The sequence below is a fragment of the uncultured Stenotrophomonas sp. genome (assembly GCF_945952405.1).
In the GTDB taxonomy this organism is placed as follows: Bacteria; Pseudomonadota; Gammaproteobacteria; order Xanthomonadales; family Xanthomonadaceae; genus Stenotrophomonas.
Map to the genome: position 1 here is coordinate 1 of NZ_CAMFIA010000019.1, position 18,178 is coordinate 18,178.

Here is an 18,178-nt window from a genome sequence, read left to right on the forward strand (position 1 = left end):
CCGGCGAATCCGACGCGTGCCGGTCTTGCGGGGCGGGTTGGCGGGTATGCGCATGTATGGTCGGTGTGGTCGTGATGCCGGCCTTCGAGCGTGACGGTTGCCGGCCAGCGGCCGGCACTACCCGTTGCAGTGCATCCCGGCGAATCCGGTACGCGCCGGTCTTGCCGGCCGGGTTGGCGGGTATCCGCATGCATGGTCGGTGTGGTCGTGATGTCGGCCTTCGAGGGTGACCGTTGCCGGCCAGCGGCCGGCACTACCCGTTGCGGTCAGGGCAGGGTGAGGCGGTAGACCAGGATGCGATTGTCGTTGTCGTAGGCGCTGTCGCAGGACTGGCCCTGCATGCGGCAACGGCGGGCGATGAAGTCGTTGTCGTTGCCGATCAGCAGCAGTACGTCGTGCGGATGCTCGGGGTCGAGCGCGGGCAGCACATCCATCGCCTCCCACTTCTCCGACAGCAGGCCATCATGCGGGCCGCGCCGGGTATCGAGGTCCAATCCGGCGCGCGCCAGTTGCGTGCGGTCGAGCAGGTTCAACAGTTCGTCGCTGCGCGCAGGCACGATGTCCGGTTTCAGGGCGGTGCCGGCGGCATCGGCCAGCACCGAGGCCGTGCCGGTTTCGTAGCGGCTGCCGGCAAGGTTGCTGGCACCGGCCACATCCACCAGCAGCACCGATTTGTAGACGATCGGGTCGTCGCCGTCCTTGCCCAGGCCGTTGCCATCACGGGCCAGGAGCAGGAACCGGCTGGCATCCAGTGCGCGCAGTTCGCTCTGCGCGGCGGTGCGGTCCAGTGTGCCCTTGCCATCGTGGGCATAGGCGGGCAGGGCCATCACGTAATGTCCGAGCGGTTGCTGCGGCGTCGGCGAGGCTGTCACGTCATAGACCAGTACGCGGGTATTGATGCGGCCGGCGGCGTTGCCCTCGGCACTGTCCTGCAGCGTTGCACTCTGCAGGGCGACGAACAGGCGACTGCCATCCGGCGAAAGGCCCATGCCTTCCACGCCCTGGTTGTTGCGGCGGCCGCTCTGCGGCGGGGCCAGCGAGCCGAATGCAGGCTGGCCGTCGCGCTGCGGACGGATCGCCGGTGGCGGCGTGATCACGCCCTGCAGGTGGCCCTGTGCATCGAAGTAGTAGACGTTGGCGGTGTATTCATCGCCGACGTAGAAGTGGCCATCGGCGGTGAACTGCAGGGATTCGGCATCCAGCGAGACCCTGCCGGCCCCGGCACCGCTGGCGGGCGAGGGCAGCACGACATCGCGCTGGGTGAGCGTGTGGTCGCCGGGATCGGCGCCGGTGAACGGCTGATCGTTGAAGTCCTTCAGGACCACGCCTTTGCCCGGCACCATCGTCAGCGTGCCGAGCGCGCCGGGCTTGCCCGGCGTGAGGTCGATGCGCAGCTGCATGCGCTCCACGCGTCCAGCGTAGTCGTAGAACAGGCCGGCTTCGGGATCGTTGCGACCGCGGTCGGGCAGGGTCCACAGCACGCCTTCGTAGCCGTTGCGGGTGCGTTTCCAGGAGCCGGGCTGCACCGCCAGCGACGAGAACGAGCCCAGCGTGTCGCCAAGGAAGTCCAGGGTGCCCGCCGGCAGCCGCCCGGCCGCGACCAGACCCTTGTCCACGTAGGTATGGCCGCCCAGCTGCAGGGTGCGTGGCGGCGCACCCTTGGCCTCATGCGGAAGGGTGTATCCGCTGCTGGAAAGGGTGGCCAGCAGCAGGGCGGTGGCGAGCATCGGCGGACTCCGGGCAGGCGATCAGAAGCGGAGGTCGATCGTACCGAATACCTGGCGCGGTGCCGACGCATGGAACACGTACAGCTTGCCGGCCGGGTCGCTGGGAGCGAACACGCTTGAATCGAGGTTGCTGGCGTAACGCTTGTTGGTCAGGTTGGTCACGTTGAACGACAGTCGCATGCCCTTGGCGAAGCCGACCTGGCCGAAGTCGTAGCCGCCGGCCAGATCGAACACGGTGAAGCCACCGAAGCCCTGGTCATTGGTGTAGGTATAGAAACGCTCGCCGGTGTACTTGCCACGCAGGCTGGCGAACCAGCCGTTGTCACGCCAGGTGATCTCGGTAGCCAGCAGCTGCTTGGGCGTGTCGGTCTGGATCTTGCCCTTGATCTGCTGCTCGACCCCGGCCTGCATGTAGTTGGACGCGTAGGTCGAGCGGTTGAGCGAGGCCGAGGTATACCAGCTGAAGTGCTGGTTCGGGGTCCACAGCACGGTCAGCTCGGCACCGCGGCTGTCGACGCCGCCCACGTTGTAGAAGCGGTTGCCGCAGGTGGGACCGACCGGCTGCCGCGAATCGCAGGGGTTGTACTGCAGCAGGCGGTTGTCGAAGCGCACGCTGTAGGCGGCGACCGAGGCCTGCAGGGTATCGGTGACGAAGCGGTAGCCGGCTTCCAGCGAGCGGGACTGCTCCGGCTTCAGGTTGCCCTGGCTGTTCCAGGTGGCCTGGCTCACCGCCTGCGGTCCCAGCTTGAAGCCGCCCTGGAACATGGCGATGTTCTCGGCGTAGCTGGCGAAGATCTCGTGATGCTCGGCCAGGCGGAAGTTGGCGCCGATGCTGGGCAGCAGGTTCTTGCTGGCCTTCAGCGAGCCGGTGGCGAACTGGTTGTTCGAGGTCGCCAGGATCGGCGCCTTGGCGTCGCCCGGCAACGCCTGCGCATCGGAGGTGGCGTGCGGGCTCTTGGCGCCGAACTCCAGGGTCAGGCGATCATCGAGCAGGCGCCAGGTGTCTTTCAGGAAGAACTGGTGGGTTTTCCAGCGCGTGCGCTGGGCGAACACGCCGACGTCGGAGGGCAGGGTGTTCATGCCGCTCAGGTCGCGCGGGCCGTCCACCGCGGTCTGGTAGCGCTCGGCGCTGCTGGTATTGCGTTCGTACCAGACGCCGCCTTCGATGCGATGTGCGCCCAGCTCCCAGTCGAACGACAGGGTGCCGCCGTCGCGGTCGATGGTATAGATGGTGTTGCGGAAGATGATCGGGATTTCCTGCGCGGTGCCCTTGTTCGACCACGCGCCACTGTTCCAGTTGTGGCCCTCGCCACGGTCGTCGTGGTGATAGGCCAGGGCGCGCAGGCTGAAGCCATCGGCCAGGAAGAAGTCGCCGGCCAGGTAGTAGAGGTTGTCGTCACGCAGGATCTGGCCGGCGGTGAACGCACCGTCGGCGTCCTTGTCGGGGCCGCTGCTGTCGCACTTCTTGGCGTTGAAGCTGGCGGTATTGCAGTAGGCCTTGGCGACCGCCTTGTTCCAGTCCGGCGCGTAGCCGCCCCAGTCCCAGCCCAGGCCGCGTGCCATCTGGTCCTTGGACAGGTAGAAGTAGTCGGCCTGGGTGGTGCGCGAGGTATCGATGAAGCCGGTGATCTGGCCGCGCCCGAAGTTCCACACGCCCTTGGCATTGAACTGCTTGGTGGTGGACGTGTTGTAGGCGCTCTGGTCGTTCCACAGGTCCGAGACGGCATGCATGCCGGAGATGTAGCCGGAGAAGCCGTTGTACTCGCCGCTGTCCACGCGCACGAAGGTGCGGCGGTTGGCGTCGCTGCCGAAGGTCTGCACCACGCGGCCGCCGAGCTCCTGTGCCGGGCGGTCCGAGGTATAGGAAAGGGTGCCGCCGAGGTTGCTGGTGGACGGAGTACCGAGGCTGCCGATGCCGACCGCCAGTTCGGCACCGGCCATGTTCTCGCTGATCAGCGCACGGTTGATGGTCAGGCCGTTGTAGTTGTTGTACGCGCCATCACCCAGTGGCACGCCGTCCAGCGTGTAGCCGAGGCGGGTGGAGTTGAAGCCGCGCAGGCTGAGCGTCATCGACTGTTCGTTGGTGCCCAGTGCATCGGCGGACTGTGCATTGACGCCCGGCAGCAGGTTCAGGGTCTTCTGCAGGCTGGTTCCGGGCGGCAGGATGTCGAGGTTTTCGCGGGTGATGCGCTGCACCTGGCGCGCTTCGCCGCTGCCGATCACGGATACCGCGTCGAGGTTGGTGGCGGACGCGCCGCTGGAGGTCGGGGCAGCGTCCTGCGCCCAGGCCGCAGGAGCAAGCGCGATCGACAGCGCGGCGGCCAACAAGGTCTTCGTCATGTTACGGACACTCAGGCAGGCACGAGCCACCGCGCAGGCGCGGTGCTCATGGGAATCGAAAGGGATACAGCCGATGCGACCGCGGGCGCCGCGGGCGCCGTGGGTCAACGTGAAAATGGTGCGCTAGACAGATGACTGTCTGGTGACATGTTCAGTTGTTGTGAGGCGGGTAGTGTCGGCCGCTGGCCGGCAGGTCAACGAAACTGCGGCCATCAATCCATTGCCGGCCAGCGGCCGGCACTACCATCGAACGCCTTAGGCGCCAGTGCGCGGCTTGCGTACGCGCTTCGGCTTCGCCGGGGCGGCGGCAGTGGCGGCGCTGTCCTGCAGTGCCTGCAGCCAGGACAGGGTGTCGACGTAATCGATGAAGTGGCGCAGGTAGCCGGGGCTGGTGGCCTGCAGGGTATCCAGCATGCGCTGCACCAGCACCGCCGAGTTCAACGGGCCGCCATCGGCAGGCGCTTCGGCCCGCAGCGAGCGGCGCACCTGCAGTTCGCTGCGCAGTTCCGACCACTCGCGCTGCACCTGCTGCAGCATCGGCACCTGCGGGTAATGCGGCAGCGAACGCGATCCCGCATCGAGATCACGGACCAGCGCGCGCAGGCCATCCGGTGCGGGCGGCTTACTTGGCATCGGGGGCCTTGGGCCTGGGAATCGGCGCGATTTCCACGCGGCGGTTGCGTGCGCGGCCGTCTTCGCTGGCATTGGAGCTGACCGGCTGCTCACTGCCGAACGCGGCGGCGAACACGGCATCGGCGGGTACACCATCGGCGATCAGGGTGCGGGTCACGGTCAACGAACGCTGCGCGGACAGCTCCCAGTTGTCGGCGAAGCGGCGGTTGCCTTCACGCACCGGTGCGTCATCGGTGAAGCCACTGACCATCAGGATCTCTTCGCGCGTGCCCAGGTACGCGGCCAGCGGCGCGGCCAGGCTGCGCAGCAGCTCCTGGCCTTCCGGCTGCAGCTGGTCCGAGCTCAGTGCGAACAGCACGCTGCCGCTGATGCCGATACGGCCATCGACCAGGGTCACACGGCCGGCGGCCAGCGGGCCGGCCAGCGCCTGCTCCAGGGTCTGCAGGCGCTTGGCTTCGGCCTGGCGCTGCTTCACTTCCTGGTCCAGCCGCTGCGACAGCTCCAGCTGCACGGCCACCACTCCGACCAGGATCAGCACGAACGCGCCCAGCAGGACCGACATCAGGTCGCCGAAGGCGGCCCAGATCGGGGCGTGCGATCCGCCGTCAACCTCCAGTTCGTCGCTCATGCGCTGCCGGCCTTGCCACGGCGCGCGGCAAGCTGCTGCAGCTCTTCCATGACCTGCTTCTGTGACAGCAGGCTGAGGTCGACCACCTCGCGTGCCTGCGCCACGTAGTAGGCCAGCTGCTCGTCGCTGCGGGCCAGCGAGGCATCCAGCGCGCCGCCGATCTGTTGCAGACGGCCGGACAGCTCGGTGGAGGCGCTGCCGAACTGCGCGACGGCCTCACCGAAGCTGCCGGCCAACTGGCCGACGTCTCCGGCGCTGCCACTGAGCGCGGCGGCAATGCCATCCAGCTTGCCGGTCTCGGCGGCGATATGGTCGGTGAAGCGGTTGCCGACGCGTTCCAGCAGCTCGGCCGAGCCGCCGACCAGCGCGTCCACCGCCGTGCGCTGCTCGTGCGAGGCGTGGTTGATCGCCTCCAGCAGAGTCTGCACGGTGGCCAGCAGGCGACCGCGCTCTTCCAGCATGGCGTTGTCGCGTACCAGGCTTTCGGACAGCGTACTGCGCAGTTCGTTGATCACATCGGCGGCGGCCTTCGGCGCGGCGGCGGCGGTCTGCAGCAGGGTGGAGACCTCCGCCAGGGTGGCATTGGCCTGGGCCCGGCCGTTCTCGCCGATCTGCTGTGCGGTCACAGCCAGCGTGTCGCAGACCTGCTGTTGCTGTGCCGCCAGGCGTTCACCGTTGGCCTGCAGGCGTGCGGCCAGGTCGGTGGAGACATCCTGCAGTGCGTCGCTCCAACGCTGCAGGCGCTGTTCGTCAGCGGCCTGCAGCTGCGCCTGCAGCGTGGCGTGGGCCTGCTGCAGATCGGCACAGGCCGCATCCCAGCGCGCCTGGCGCTGCTGTTCGCGGCGGTCCAGGTTGGACTGCAGTTCCGCATGCGCGGCCACGCTGGCGGCCTGTGCGGCCTGCCAATCCTGCAAGCGCTGCTGCTCGTGTTCGTGCAGCAGCGACTGGCTGGCGGCGTGGCGCGCGTCCAGCGCCTGCAGCAGCGCCTGCGCGCGTACGTCCAGATGCTCGCTGGCGGCCTGCAGTGCCTGCTGCTGGTGCTCGACCAGCGCACCGTTCAGGCCGTGCTGCTGCTCGGCGGCGGTCCGCCAGGCATCGGCGGTGCTGTTGGCGTCGGCCTGCAGGCGCTCGCCAATGCGTGCAACCAGCGCTTCGGCCTGGGTGTGCTGGCCATCGCTGAAGGCCTGCAGATGCTGGCGCAGATCATTGACCAGTGCCTGCTGGGCCTGGGCCTGCTCGCTCACCACCTGCGACCAGCTGGCTTCGGTGGCGATACGGCTGCGTTCGAAACCAGCGTTCAGGCCGGACAGCTGCTGCTGCACGGCCTGCTCGACACGGGCATGCAGGGCTTCACCGTGGTGCGCCAGGCCGGCCAGCGTGGTTTCCGCCATCGGCTGCAGCGCGCCACCGATCGCGGCGGCGCTGGCCTCGGCGCCCTCGCGCAGCGACTGCTGCAGCGAGACCGCCAGGCGTTCCTGCAGGGCCTGGCTCTGGGTCAGGAACTCGGCTTGTCCGGCCAGCAGGCGCTCGTTGGCGGCCGCGCTGTGCTGCTCGAAGGCCTGGGTCATGGCCTGCAGGCGGTCGACCAGCGCTGGCAGCGCGGCGGACTGCGCCTGCAGCAGGCGCAACGACTCGCTGCGTTGCCAGGCCTGCGAGTACGGATGCAGGTCGCCGGCAATCGCCCGGTCCAGCTGCTGTACGGTTTGCAGGCGGTCGCGGCGCAGCAGCGCGGCCAGCAGGCCGAGCATGGCCGAGCTGGCCACGCCCGCGATCGAGGTGCCGAACGCTACTGCCAGGCCCTGCACCGGCGAGGCCAGTGACCCGCGGATGGCCGCCATGTCGGTCGCACTCTGCAGGGCCAGGCCGGTGCCGCGCAGGGTGTCCATCATGCCCAGCAGCGTGCCGAGCATGCCCAGCAGCACCAGCAGGCCGACCAGGTACGGGGTCAGTACCGGTGCCGGCAGCGCAGTGCGCTCGCCTTCCACGCGCAGGCGCACGGCATTGCGCAGCCCCAGCGGAACGCGCTGCAGCCACGGCGAAAGTCCGTCGGCGGCGGCGGACAGGTCCGCCACCGCGGTGCGCAGGCCGTTGCTGGCCTGGCGGTAGCGGTACAACTCCACGCCGCCGGCGATGTAGCACGCGGCGATGATCGCGGCCACCGCTGCACCCAGCGGATGCACCGAAACATAGCCAATGCCGATCCAGCACACGGCCAGCAGGCCGACAAGGAAGACAACGACATGGAAAGCAGTTCTGGACATGGTGTTCCGGTCAGTGGGAGCGCAGGGCGTCTTGCAGCCCTTCGATCGGGTGGAAGCGCAGCCGCAGTTCGGCGAGCAGCAGCGTGCGCATATCGTGGCGGAAGGCGGCGCGCCAGCCGGGTTGGCCGTGCACGCGTTCAAAGCGGGTGCCCAGCACCGCCGGCGCCGTGGCCAGCAGGCTGTGCTCGCGCGGGGTCAGGGTCTGCTCCATCACCGCGTCGACCTCGGCCAGCCGCGCCAGTTCCGGCGAAGCCTGCACCAGCTGGTCGCGCAGGCGGCCGCGCAGGCGGCCAGTGGCGGTCTGGATGGCCTGCTGCAGCACCCGGTAGCGCTGGCGCAGCGAGGCGAAGTTGGGGGCGGCGGCCGCTTCGGCCAGGTCAAGCAGGCGCTCGGCTTCGGCGTCCTCGCTGATCGAGGCCAACAGGCTGGCCTGTGCCTGGGCGCAGTCGGCCAGCACTTCCGCTGCCGTTTCGGCGGCCTCGCCCGGCTCGGGCAGGCGCCCGGCCAGGGCCGCGGACAGCGCCACGGCACGGCTCCAGTCCACCCACTGGCCGAGGCGATCGGTCAGGGCGGGACTGCTGGCCGGCATCGCGCCGTCGCTGAGACGGGCGAGCAGGCGGAGGAATTCCGGTCCACCCAGGACCGGCTGCGCTGCTTTCGCCATCAAGGGGTGAGGGGCCAAAAACCGTTGATTTTACAACCAGATGACCCCGGCTGGATGAAGGCGGGGCAGGGGTGGGGGGACCCGCAGGCCGGACAAGGCTTAGAATGACCGGCTGCACCCATCCCGTACGACCCCTGGAGTTCCCATGACTGTTGCGCAGTTCTACCCGATCGGCACCCCCGGACAGCCCTGGGGCGACGCGGAACGCGCACAGTGGCGGGCTCGCCAGCAGCGCCAGCGCAGCTACCACGATGATGTGGTGGCCGCGCTGGAGCGACTGGACGACAGCTTCGACGTGATCCAGTACGGCCAGCTCGACTACCCGCCGGACCATTACCCGTTGTTCGCGGTGGTCAATCATGACTGGAACCCGGCGCTGCCCACCGCGTTGATCACCGGGGGCGTGCATGGCTACGAGACCAGTGGCGTGCACGGCGCCCTGCAGTTCCTTGAACAGCAGGCCGAGCGCTATCTGGGCAGGCTGAACCTGATCGTGGCGCCGTGCGTCAGCCCGTGGGGTTATGAGCGCATCCAGCGCTGGAACCCGGATGCGATCGACCCCAACCGCAGCTTCCGTGACGGTGGGCAGATCGAGGAGGCCGCCGCGCTGATGCGCTGGGTCGCCGAGCGCAGGCCGAACCTGCTGGTCCACCTGGACCTGCACGAGACCACCGACAGCGACCTGCACGAGTTCGATCCCGCGCGCTGCGCCCGCGATGGCAAGTCGTTCGAGCTGGACAGCATTCCGGATGGCTTCTACGTGATCGGCAACAGCGAAGATCCGCAGGCCGAGTTCCAGAAGGCGCTGATTGCCGCCGTGGCCCCGGTGACCCATATCGCACCGGCCGATGCCGAGGGCAACCTGGTCGGCCTGCCGCTGCAGTCGCCGGGCGTGGTCTGGGGCGAATCGCGCTCGATCGGCGCCTGCGCCGGTTTCACCGACGCGCGCTTTGCCACCACCACCGAGGTCTATCCGGACAGCCCGCGCACCAACCCGCAGGAATGCAACGACGCCCAGGTGGCGGCGGTGTGCGCGGGGCTGGATTTCGCGCTGGCGAACTGAAACGGCTGCAGCGGCGCACACGCCGCCGGTAGGTCCGGTGCTGCTGCCGGACCTTGGCCGTGGCCGCCGGATGCATCAACGGCATCACCCCTCGCGTCCGCCAGCGCCTCGCATCCAGCGGAAAGCGATGCCCTGCCAGCAGCCAAGCGCACCGCGTCCGCGCGACTGTGGAGCTCTGGCATAGCCAAGCCTGGCCCAGCAGCGGGGCGTCCTCGCGGGCATTGCCGCAACCGGCGGGTGGGCGCCGGGTTGCGCCATTGCCTTCGGCGCGGCGCTTGCACGGCAACCTGCAAGCAGGTCCAGATCCCGCTGGTACGCCGTGGTGCTGACGCCGAACAGGCCCAGCAACGAATGGAAGACGTTATCGTGGTTGTGAGCCGTGCCCAGCGCACGGCCGCGCAGGCATTCCAGGTCCAGGCCTGCGTTGCGGCTGAATTCCGCAGAAAACCACATCACCATCGGCACCAGGGTCTGCTCCCGGGGCGCGATGAAATAGGGTGTGCCATGCAGGTACATGCCGTGCTCGCCGAGCGACTCTCCATGATCGGAGACATAGACCAGGGCAACATCGCGCCGGTCCGAATAGCTTTGCAACAGGTCGATGGCCCTGGCAAGCATCTGGTCGGTATGCACCAGGGTGTTGTCGTAGGTGTTGACCAGCGCCTCGTTGCTGCAGTGCTGGATCTGGTTGCTGTCACAGGTCGGGCTGAAGACCCGCGACTCGGCGGGATAGCGTTGGTAGTAGGTGGGGCCGTGGCTGCCGAGCTGGTGCAGCACGATCAGGGCATCGCCCTCGAGGGTGTCGATGCGCGCGTCCAGTTGATGAAGCAGCACGTCGTCGTAGCAGGTTCCGTCAGCGTTGACGCATTGGCCAGCAACCTTGAGTGAGGGCATGTCCTCGGTAGGCACGCGCTCGCAGACGCCCTTGCAGCCGCCATTGTTGTTGTTGCGCCAGAGTATGCCGACGCCGCTGCGCTGCAGGACGTCGAGTACGTTCTCCTCGGTCGCAGCACGAACGTCGTCATACTGGCTGCGCGTCATCTGCGAGAACATGCATGGCACCGAGATCGCCGTTGCCGTTCCGCAGGAGGACACCTCGCCGAAGCTGATGACGCCTTCCTTTTGGGAAAGTCGCGGATTGGTCGCGCGCGGGTAGCCATTGAGCTGGAAATTCTGTGCACGCGCCGTCTCGCCGACCACCATGATGACCAGCTTCGGGCGCGGGCCGGGGGCGCGATGGGCGTCCTCGGCGATCGCCCGCAGCGGCTGTTGGCTGGCGCCATGCAGGCTCTTCAGATAGCCATGGGTATGGCGCAGGACATTCAACGGCAGTACCTGGTCGCGGATGTAGCGGTTGTTGCGCAGCAGCGACGAGTAGTCCTTGAAGAACGCAAAGCCGATCGCAAGCAGCACGATCAGGGCCAGCAATGCGTTGGCCGGCCACACCAGCAGGGCGCGTACCGAGCCCACCCCGTCCCCGGTGCGCAGCAGGAGCAGGCCCGTGGCGGGTAGCACGCCCAGGGCCAGCAAGGTGAGCAGCAGTGGCAGCGAAAGATAGGCGGTCAGTTCGGCCTGGTTGGTCTCGAACACGTTCTGCACCATGCCGCGGTCGATCAGTACGTTGTAGTGCAGCATGAAGTAGCTGCAAGCGGCGCTGGTGACCAGAAGCAGAGCCAGTAGTGGCTTGCGCAGGAGCGGCAGTGCCAGCAGAGGGGTGAGCAGCAGGTTGAACAGGCAGAACAGCACCACCGGCAGGCTGGCGAGGAACAGCAGGCGGTGCAGGCTGTTGATGTCCAGCAGGCCCCATAGCGTCCTCCAGAGCGCAATGTTTCCGAAGGTGGTGAAGAACAGGGCGGCGGCCCATACCAGAACGATTGGATGAGGCCGCAGGAAACGGAGGCATTGACGCACGGGCAGATTCCGCTGAACAGGAGTGCGCGCAGTATCGAAATGCCTTTATCAGGAAGTTGTCAGCATTGGCCGCTCAGCCCAGCAGGATCACGCCCCACACGGTACCGACCATCAGCAGTGCGGTGGTCTGGGCGGCACTGCCCATGTCCTTGGCATTCTTCGAAAGCGGATGCTGTTCCAGCGAGATGCGATCGACCACCGCTTCGATCGCCGAGTTCAACAGCTCCACCAGCAGGCTGATGAAGCAGACGGCCAGTACCAGCGCGCGTTCGACCGTGCTGATGTCCAGCACGAACGCGGCCAGAATCAGCATCGCATGCAGCAGCAACAACTGGCGGAAGGCGGCCTCGCCGCGGAAGGTGGCAATGAATCCATCGCGCGAATGGAGCATCGTGTGGAAGATGCGGCGCAGGCCGGTCTTCCCGTGCGGGTACTTGCCGCTGTCCTTGGGGTACTGCATGCCCTGTCCGCCGGAAGTTGGTCAATCCTCAGCATGGGCAGGCATACGTCAGGAAACCGTCAGATGGCCGTTGCCGTCGGGCCACTGCAGGGTGAACCGGCATCCCTGCCCAGAGGTGTCCACCGTCATCTTCCAGTCCAGGTGTTCGACGATGCGCTGCACGATCGACAGTCCCAGCCCTTCGCCGCTCAGCGCGCTGGCGGGCTGGAAACGCTGGAACTGCTGCGGGTCGATGCTGGAAGGCAGGCCGGGGCCGGTATCGGCAATGACCAGCGAGGCATCGCGCAGGGTGATCCTTATGTCACCCCGCTCGGTGTACTGGCAGGCATTGCGCAGCAGGTTCCAGATCACGCTGAGCGCAAGGTCCGCGTTGGTCTGCAGCACCACATCCCGGGGAGCGTCAACGGTGATTCGCACCGGCTTCCCGGCAAGCCACGGCTGGCAGCGCCCGATGCACGACTCGATCAACGGTTGCAGGGCGACCTCGACGCGCGGAAGGCGCTCCGGCGCACGCGAGAGCAGTAGCAGGCAGGACAGCTGGCGTTGCATTTCCTGGGTAGTGCGCAGGATGCGCTGCGCGCTGGGCGCTAGGTGGCTGTCGACGGGCAACTGGCAGGCGAGCGTCTCCGCGGCGCCGGCGATGATGGCCAGCGGGGTGCGCAGTTCGTGGCTGGCATCGCCGCTGAAGCACTGTTCGCGGTGCAGGAACCGCTCGAGCTCGTCGCTGTGCCGGGCGAAGGCGCGCGCCAGCACGCCGATCTCATCGCGTGCGTCCTGGTAGGGGAAGGGTTTCTGGTTGTCCTCGATGGCATTGGCCAGCCGCGTAATCGGGGCGATGACATGCGTGGCCGTTCTGCGCCCGATCAGGAACGCGCAGAGCACGCAAATCGTGATGACCAGCGCGGCAAACGCGTCGATCAGGTGTTCAAGATAGGCGTAGTGGGCTGCGTCATGCAGCAGGTAGTAGCGTTGACCGGCACTGTCGAATACGCGCAGATGCCATTCGTTGGGCGCCTCCTCGCCGTGGTAGCCGGGACCATATTGGCGCAGGACGGTGGGTACGGAGCGGCTGTCATACAGCCGGCTGCCGTCCGCCACTTCTGGCAGCCGGTCGTGGGCGAGCGCTGCCTGCAGCCGGCGCACCTCGCTGTCCTGGGTGCGTGCCACGACAGCGGCCCGCACCTGATCGTAGTCGACCTGCTCGGCCAGGATGATGAAACCCATGGCGCCGGCCATCAGCAGCACGAACGAAATCGTGATGCGATGGCGCAATGTCAGCTGGCCACGGCCGGGCCGCGATGTCACGGCTGCATGCGCCAGCCGACGCTGTGCACGGTGGTGATCAGTGCCGCATCGAAATTGCGGTCCACCTGCAGGCGAAGCTCGTGGATATGCGTGCGCAGTGCGCCACTGTCGGGCGGCTCGTCACCCCAGATCAGGTACTCCATTTCCTGCTTGCGGACCACGGCTGGCGCGGCACGCACCAGGCACATCAGCAGCTTGTGCGAGGTGGGCGTCAGGCTGATCCGCTGTCCCTGCCGCCAGGCCTGTGGGGAACGGGTATCGACCCGTAGGTCTTCCCATGCCAGCACGCTGTCGACCTGGCGCCCTTGAGCTCTCCGCACCAGCGCCTTGATGCGTGCATCAAGCTCTTTGAGCGAGAACGGCTTGACCAGGTAGTCATCCGCACCGAGGGCCAGGCCCTGTACCCGGTCGTCCACCGGGTCACGCGCGGTCAACATCAGGATCGGAATCGGGTTCTGGAACTCCTGTCGCAGCTTCTGGCACAGCGTCATTCCGTCCAGTCGCGGTAGCATCAGGTCCAGCAGGATGGCGTCGTAGTCGTTCCGGGTGGCCCGGTGCAGGCCGCTGACGCCGTCGCGCGCATCATCCAGCACGTAACCCAAGGGTTCAAAGAACGCGTACAGGTTGGCAACCAGCTCCGGGTTGTCTTCGATGATGAGCAGACGGGTCATGAGATGCGTCCTTGCGCGTTGGCCGGATCCCGGGGCAGCGGCCCTGATCGATGGAATCCAGAAAGGGGCGTTGGCGTTCAGCTGGCCTGGCGCTGCGCCTGGATGGCCTGGTCGAGGGCATCCAGATCATCGGTTGGCGTGGCCAGCCATTGCCGGTAGGCATCGGTTTCGACCAGCTCGTCGGGGCCCAGTACATCCTCGAAGGCGGGGTTGTCCTTCTGCGGGTGACGCAGCAGGCCCGACATCAGCCCGCAGATGCGGTGCGCTGCCTGGAAGGCGGCCTGCAGTGATCCGGCCGGCTCGGTGACCGTATTGAGGAAGGCCGCATAGGATGGACCATCGAATTCAAAGTCCTGGCGGTTCTGGAAAGCCTCGCCACCCAGGTTGGTTTCGCCCGAACGGTGCCTGGAAAAACCCCACGACCAGATGTCGAGGAAGCGCAGGTTGTCGAGCGTCGCGCGTGCTTCATCGCTGAGCGGGACTGCGCCCGACAATGCATGCTCCAGCGTCGCCGCCGCGAACGGTTCGGTGCCCGGGTGGGCAAGGAAATCACTGAGGCAGCGCAGCGCGCCGGGATGGTCAGGGTCCAGCCGCAGTGCATGGTGGATCACCCGCGCACCTTCGACGTGGCGGCCCTGGGCGATGAAGATGTTGAGCGCGTGATGGGCGAGCTGGTCGGCGTTGAGGTCGGCAATCCGGGTCATGGGGTCTGGCAGGTCGGGAGCAGCAACAGGCGTGAGTCTGCCAGAAACGCCCGCCTGGCAGGCCAGCGGATCGTCATTCCTTTGGGCTGCGCGCGTCGCGCATCGAGTAGACCACCGAGAAGATCTTCCAGCCGCGCTCGGTCCGGACCAGCTGCCACATTTCCGTTCCCCAGTTGGTGATCACGCCATCGTCGTGGAAGCTGTAGTCAAACGACACCGAGGCGACATCACCGTCGGTCTGGATGCTGGTGTTGGAGAATTTCTCCTCCTTCGTCTTCGGCGAGGCAACGGCTCCGTCGATCAGCGCGATGAAGTTGTTGGCCGGAATCTGTCGTGCCTTGATCGCATCGGGCTTGGTCCTGCGGATGTCCTGCAGGCGCACGTCCTCGGAAACCACCTGCCAGCCGATGTCTTCCGCCTTGTCCGAAAAGAACAGGCTCATGTAGGTCGGCTTGTCCTTGTTGATCAGCGAGGTGCGGAAGGACTCGATGACCTGTTCGATGGCCTGGGTGTCGGCGGCAGCATTCCGGGCGGCGTGGGCAGGCAGACAGGCTGCAAGCAGCAGGGTGAGAGCAGTGAAGCGAGCGGGTGCGAGGGACATCGAGGATTCCTGATGGAAAAGGGGCTGCGCAGGCGCATCAACGCGGGTACGTGCGCCAGAAAAGCACGCGGTCTTCGCTCCTGCTCACCGCCACGAAAACCGATTTTCCGGACTGCGGCGTGCAGCGAAGGACCCTGTACGACCCGTTGAGCGTTGCCTCGCCAGGCCACCAGTTGCGATTGAAGGCAACGGGATCGCTGTCGCCGGATGCGATCGCCCGGCAATCCGCAGGCAACTTCAGTGGCAGTGTGCGCGGTTTGGTGAACGCGAGCGCGCTGGTGTTTGAATCAAGATCATGCACCTCGCGCAGGTGGGTTGCCGCGTGGGGCACCCAGTCGGGAATCCATCCCTTGTCCACCATGTCGGCGTCGATCGCCTCCTGCGTGGTGTCGAACGCACTGTCCATCACCAGGCCGCAGGCGCTGAGCGGCACGCACAACACCAGCGCAACAGCGAGCTTCACGCTGCTGTACGCACTGGATCGAGACGTCGGAATCCGCTGCGCATCCTGCACCTCCTGGAGAGACTGACGGCGCACGCTATCACGTATCCGGGATGACACAACAGACAGCCTTCGATGGCGCCGCTGTGTTGACGCTGAAGGCGCCGTGCAGGAATGTTGACACGTGCGTTGCAGCGGGGCACGACCGCAGGCGCTCCAGGACACGATCCTGCGATTGAGATGACGCTCCCCTGCACGGAGGCGTGTGCAGAGCTCAGCGATGCAGCGCGTCGATGATCAGCCCGGTGGCGATCTCCACCAACAGGTACTCGCTATCGTACTGGCGCACCCAACGCCGGTCGCGGCCCGGTTCGCGCAGGTGATAGCGCGCATAGTCGTCCACCCAGTAGCGGCGGTCCACTTCCGCCCAAGGCAGGCGCTCGCCGCGACGCCAGGCCTTCTTCTGCCAGCCCGGCGGCGGCGCATCACCGTTGTGCGGGCCACCGGTGTGCGGCGGTGGTCCGTCGCCGCGCGCATGGTGCGGCGGATCGGCGAAGGCGGGTGCCGCGGCCAGCGCGGTAGCCGCGGTCAATGCAATGGCGAACAAGCGTGCGGTGTTCATCGCAACCTCCGGGCCTTGCCGCCGCATGCGGCATCGCGCTGCGGAGTATGGATCAAGCGGTGTGAACGCGCTCCAGCGCCGTTCGCATGTATCGAAGTCCAGCGCGCTGGCGACTAAGGGCGAGCCGAGACCGATTGGATGGCCGATATGACCGCCGCGGGATCCTCGCGATGGAGGTTGTGGCCGGTATCCAGGTAGCGGTGCGAGCCACGGGTGAATCCGGAGAAGAGCGGGGCGTGCTGGATCTTCCACAGGGCCTTGCCCTGTGTGGTTTCTTCGAAGAACAGCGGTTCGCTGGCGATCTGCGTGGCGGTGAGCAGCGCGACCGGTACATCCGGCATCGTCTGCGGCGTCTGCGCACCGGGCGCATCAAGCTGCTCAATGAGGATGGCATAGTCGGCGACCATTGCAGGTGACAGCATGGCGCGCAGCGAGGTGTCGTCTGCCTGGATACGTGCGGCATCGGCCTGCCTGAAGGCGTGCCGCTGTCCCATCGTGGCCGGATCGACCAACACCAGGCCCTGCAGGCGATCGGGATGACGCCGCGCGAACTCGGTGGCGAGCAGTCCGCCATATGAGTGGCGGACCAGCACAACCTTGCGTCCCGGCGCGAGTGTATCGACGACGGCAGCAAGATCCGCCAGGTGTTCGTCGATGCGCTTGGGCTGGGCATTGCTGCCGGACTTTCCGAGGCCGGCGCGTGCGTACGCGACGCTGTGGTAGTCATCTCCCAGCCCGGCGATCACATCCTTCCAGGCGCCGGCACCCTGGCCGAACCCTGACTCAAAGACCACGGTGACCGCGCCGCCACCTGATTCCTGTGCCTGGAGCGGGTAGGCGCCGCGATCCACTGTGATCTCCCCCGCCGATACGCCGCCCGTGGCCAGGAACAGTGCCGCCAACGCGCCCAGCTTCATTCGGTTGCGTTTCATTCGACATCTCCGGATCATGGAGGCGCGCCCGCCATCCTGGATGAATCAGGCATGGGGACGAGGCCCGCCTGCCGACCTGGCGACAGGTCGTGCTGGTAATGTCGTGAAGTAGTACACCATTCATGCGTGTGGGAAGTCACGGGGCGGCCCGGCAGCCGCGTCCGGCATTGCAGCCTCAAGCGTGCTCGCGCGCCTCATACCACTCGCGTGACCGGTTCACGATCTTCACTACCGAAAGCATCACGGGTACTTCAATCAGCACCCCCACCACGGTCGCCAGCGCCGCTCCGGAGTGGACGCCGAACAGGCCCACGGCCGTCGCGACCGCCAGTTCGAAGAAGTTGCTCGCGCCGATCAATGCCGAAGGCCCGGCCACGCAATGCGCCACACCCAGGCGCCGATTGAGCAGGTACGCCAGGCCGGAGGTGAAATAGACCTGGATCAGGATCGGGAGCGCGATCAACGCAATCACCAGCGGCTGCTGCACGATCTGCTGGCCCTGGAACCCGAACAGCAGCACCAGCGTCAGCAGCAGCGCCGAAAGTGACAATGGCCCCAGCCGGCGCAACGCCGCCTGCAGCCCGGGCTGACCATGGCGTGACAGGATCCAGCGGCGCAGCAACGCGGCCACCAGCACCGGCGCCACGATGTACAGGACGACCGAGAGCAGCAACGTTTCCCACGGTACGGTGATGGCTGACAGTCCCAACAGCAGCGCCACTATCGGCGCATAGGCCACCACCATGATCGCGTCGTTCAGTGCCACCTGACTCAGCGTGAAGTTGGCATCGCCGCGGCACAGGTTGCTCCATACGAACACCATGGCGGTGCAGGGCGCGGCGGCCAGCAGGATCAGGCCGGCGATGTAGCTGTCGATCTGGCCTCCGGGCAGCCAGCCTGCAAAGGTGTGGCGCAGGAAGAACCAGCCCAGCAGTGCCATCGAGAACGGCTTCACGGCCCAGTTGATGAACAGCGTCACCCCGATGCCTTTCCAGTGCCGCCCGAGCTGGCGCATGGCACTGAAATCCACTCTCAGCAGCATGGGAATGATCATCAACCAGATCAGCACCGCTACGGGCAGGTTGACCTTGGCCGCTTCGGCCGCGGCCAGCCTGCTGAAGGCGTCTGGCAGAAAGTGACCGAGCAGCGTGCCGACGATGATGCACAAGGCGACCCAGAGGGTCAGGTGGCGCTCGAACGGCCCCATGGGTGCC

General features: G+C 66.8%; 17 protein-coding genes. 1 reads left to right on the plus strand and 16 read right to left on the minus strand.

The window, feature by feature from the left end; translation table 11 throughout:
• Nucleotides 1–266: 266 nt before the first annotated feature.
• The 6 genes from Q0P60_RS16470 to Q0P60_RS16495 all read right to left on the minus strand — a co-directional run bounded on the left by Q0P60_RS16470 (nucleotide 267) and on the right by Q0P60_RS16495 (nucleotide 8,253).
• The gene (locus tag Q0P60_RS16470) at nucleotides 267–1,727 is read right to left on the minus strand and encodes an esterase-like activity of phytase family protein (RefSeq protein WP_294995921.1); all 1,461 of its coding nucleotides are present in this window, start codon (nucleotides 1,725–1,727) and stop codon (nucleotides 267–269) included.
• 21 nt (nucleotides 1,728–1,748) lie between these two features.
• Nucleotides 1,749–4,067 (minus strand): TonB-dependent receptor, encoded by a 2,319-nt coding sequence (locus Q0P60_RS16475; protein WP_294995924.1) that lies wholly within the window; start codon nucleotides 4,065–4,067, stop codon nucleotides 1,749–1,751.
• Between the two features lie 255 nt (nucleotides 4,068–4,322).
• Nucleotides 4,323–4,700 carry a DUF2894 domain-containing protein gene (locus Q0P60_RS16480; protein ID WP_294995927.1) on the minus strand — a complete coding sequence of 126 codons (378 nt, stop codon included), beginning with the start codon at nucleotides 4,698–4,700 and terminating at the stop codon, nucleotides 4,323–4,325.
• Nucleotides 4,690–5,328 (minus strand): OmpA family protein, encoded by a 639-nt coding sequence (locus Q0P60_RS16485; RefSeq protein ID WP_294995929.1) that lies wholly within the window; start codon nucleotides 5,326–5,328, stop codon nucleotides 4,690–4,692. Before Q0P60_RS16485 ends, Q0P60_RS16480 begins: the two co-directional genes overlap by 11 nt.
• Nucleotides 5,325–7,589 (minus strand): DUF802 domain-containing protein, encoded by a 2,265-nt coding sequence (locus tag Q0P60_RS16490; protein ID WP_294995931.1) that lies wholly within the window; start codon nucleotides 7,587–7,589, stop codon nucleotides 5,325–5,327. The genes Q0P60_RS16485 and Q0P60_RS16490 overlap by 4 nt, the downstream gene beginning before the upstream one ends.
• 10 nt (nucleotides 7,590–7,599) lie before the next feature.
• A complete protein-coding gene (locus tag Q0P60_RS16495; RefSeq protein WP_294995934.1) occupies nucleotides 7,600–8,253 on the minus strand; it encodes a DUF3348 family protein in 654 nt (217 codons plus the stop codon).
• Between the two features lie 145 nt (nucleotides 8,254–8,398).
• On the opposite strand from Q0P60_RS16495, the gene Q0P60_RS16500 reads away from it, so the two are divergent.
• Nucleotides 8,399–9,316: a M14 family metallocarboxypeptidase gene (locus Q0P60_RS16500; RefSeq protein WP_294995937.1), complete on the plus strand. Its 918-nt coding sequence runs from the start codon at nucleotides 8,399–8,401 to the stop codon at nucleotides 9,314–9,316.
• An 84-nt stretch (nucleotides 9,317–9,400) separates the two neighbouring features.
• On the opposite strand, the gene Q0P60_RS16505 is transcribed toward Q0P60_RS16500, so the two are convergent.
• The 10 genes from Q0P60_RS16505 to arsB all read right to left on the minus strand — a co-directional run bounded on the left by Q0P60_RS16505 (nucleotide 9,401) and on the right by arsB (nucleotide 18,171).
• On the minus strand, nucleotides 9,401–11,227 hold the full coding sequence (locus Q0P60_RS16505) for a phosphoethanolamine--lipid A transferase (RefSeq protein ID WP_294995939.1): 1,827 nt from the start codon (nucleotides 11,225–11,227) through the stop codon (nucleotides 9,401–9,403).
• 73 nt (nucleotides 11,228–11,300) lie between these two features.
• A complete protein-coding gene (locus Q0P60_RS16510) occupies nucleotides 11,301–11,687 on the minus strand; it encodes a diacylglycerol kinase (protein WP_294995942.1) in 387 nt (128 codons plus the stop codon).
• 48 nt (nucleotides 11,688–11,735) lie between these two features.
• Nucleotides 11,736–12,923, minus strand: coding sequence for a HAMP domain-containing sensor histidine kinase (locus tag Q0P60_RS16515; protein ID WP_294996114.1), 1,188 nt, complete (start codon nucleotides 12,921–12,923; stop codon nucleotides 11,736–11,738).
• A gap of 65 nt (nucleotides 12,924–12,988) precedes the next feature.
• Entirely contained in the window at nucleotides 12,989–13,663 is a 675-nt protein-coding gene (locus tag Q0P60_RS16520; RefSeq protein ID WP_294995945.1) for a response regulator transcription factor, read from the minus strand.
• A 77-nt stretch (nucleotides 13,664–13,740) separates the two neighbouring features.
• The gene (locus Q0P60_RS16525) at nucleotides 13,741–14,367 is read right to left on the minus strand and encodes a hypothetical protein (protein ID WP_294995948.1); all 627 of its coding nucleotides are present in this window, start codon (nucleotides 14,365–14,367) and stop codon (nucleotides 13,741–13,743) included.
• A 73-nt stretch (nucleotides 14,368–14,440) separates the two neighbouring features.
• Nucleotides 14,441–14,968, minus strand: coding sequence for a nuclear transport factor 2 family protein (locus Q0P60_RS16530; RefSeq protein WP_294995950.1), 528 nt, complete (start codon nucleotides 14,966–14,968; stop codon nucleotides 14,441–14,443).
• Between the two features lie 37 nt (nucleotides 14,969–15,005).
• A complete protein-coding gene (locus Q0P60_RS16535; RefSeq protein WP_294995953.1) occupies nucleotides 15,006–15,506 on the minus strand; it encodes a hypothetical protein in 501 nt (166 codons plus the stop codon).
• A gap of 178 nt (nucleotides 15,507–15,684) precedes the next feature.
• On the minus strand, nucleotides 15,685–16,032 hold the full coding sequence (locus tag Q0P60_RS16540; RefSeq protein WP_294995956.1) for an RcnB family protein: 348 nt from the start codon (nucleotides 16,030–16,032) through the stop codon (nucleotides 15,685–15,687).
• A gap of 113 nt (nucleotides 16,033–16,145) precedes the next feature.
• On the minus strand, nucleotides 16,146–16,964 hold the full coding sequence (locus Q0P60_RS16545) for an alpha/beta hydrolase (RefSeq protein ID WP_294995959.1): 819 nt from the start codon (nucleotides 16,962–16,964) through the stop codon (nucleotides 16,146–16,148).
• 175 nt (nucleotides 16,965–17,139) lie between these two features.
• Complete coding sequence (gene arsB / locus Q0P60_RS16550) at nucleotides 17,140–18,171, minus strand: ACR3 family arsenite efflux transporter (protein WP_294995962.1); 1,032 nt, start codon at nucleotides 18,169–18,171, stop codon at nucleotides 17,140–17,142.
• Nucleotides 18,172–18,178 lie beyond the last annotated feature (7 nt).

Excerpts from the sequence above, each read along its gene's own strand:
- Q0P60_RS16470 (WP_294995921.1), bottom strand. The coding sequence starts at position 1,727 with ATGCTCGCCACCGCCCTGCTGCTGGCCACCCTTTCCAGCAGCGGATAC.
- Q0P60_RS16475 (WP_294995924.1), bottom strand. The coding sequence starts at position 4,067 with ATGACGAAGACCTTGTTGGCCGCCGCGCTGTCGATCGCGCTTGCTCCT.
- Q0P60_RS16480 (WP_294995927.1), bottom strand. The coding sequence starts at position 4,700 with ATGCCAAGTAAGCCGCCCGCACCGGATGGCCTGCGCGCGCTGGTCCGT.
- Q0P60_RS16485 (WP_294995929.1), bottom strand. The coding sequence starts at position 5,328 with ATGAGCGACGAACTGGAGGTTGACGGCGGATCGCACGCCCCGATCTGG.
- Q0P60_RS16490 (WP_294995931.1), bottom strand. The coding sequence starts at position 7,589 with ATGTCCAGAACTGCTTTCCATGTCGTTGTCTTCCTTGTCGGCCTGCTG.
- Q0P60_RS16495 (WP_294995934.1), bottom strand. The coding sequence starts at position 8,253 with ATGGCGAAAGCAGCGCAGCCGGTCCTGGGTGGACCGGAATTCCTCCGC.
- Q0P60_RS16500 (WP_294995937.1), top strand. The coding sequence starts at position 8,399 with ATGACTGTTGCGCAGTTCTACCCGATCGGCACCCCCGGACAGCCCTGG.
- Q0P60_RS16510 (WP_294995942.1), bottom strand. The coding sequence starts at position 11,687 with ATGCAGTACCCCAAGGACAGCGGCAAGTACCCGCACGGGAAGACCGGC.
- Q0P60_RS16515 (WP_294996114.1), bottom strand. The coding sequence starts at position 12,923 with ATGGCCGGCGCCATGGGTTTCATCATCCTGGCCGAGCAGGTCGACTAC.
- Q0P60_RS16520 (WP_294995945.1), bottom strand. The coding sequence starts at position 13,663 with ATGACCCGTCTGCTCATCATCGAAGACAACCCGGAGCTGGTTGCCAAC.
- Q0P60_RS16525 (WP_294995948.1), bottom strand. The coding sequence starts at position 14,367 with ATGACCCGGATTGCCGACCTCAACGCCGACCAGCTCGCCCATCACGCG.
- Q0P60_RS16530 (WP_294995950.1), bottom strand. The coding sequence starts at position 14,968 with ATGTCCCTCGCACCCGCTCGCTTCACTGCTCTCACCCTGCTGCTTGCA.
- Q0P60_RS16540 (WP_294995956.1), bottom strand. The coding sequence starts at position 16,032 with ATGAACACCGCACGCTTGTTCGCCATTGCATTGACCGCGGCTACCGCG.
- Q0P60_RS16545 (WP_294995959.1), bottom strand. The coding sequence starts at position 16,964 with ATGAAACGCAACCGAATGAAGCTGGGCGCGTTGGCGGCACTGTTCCTG.
- arsB (WP_294995962.1), bottom strand. The coding sequence starts at position 18,171 with ATGGGGCCGTTCGAGCGCCACCTGACCCTCTGGGTCGCCTTGTGCATC.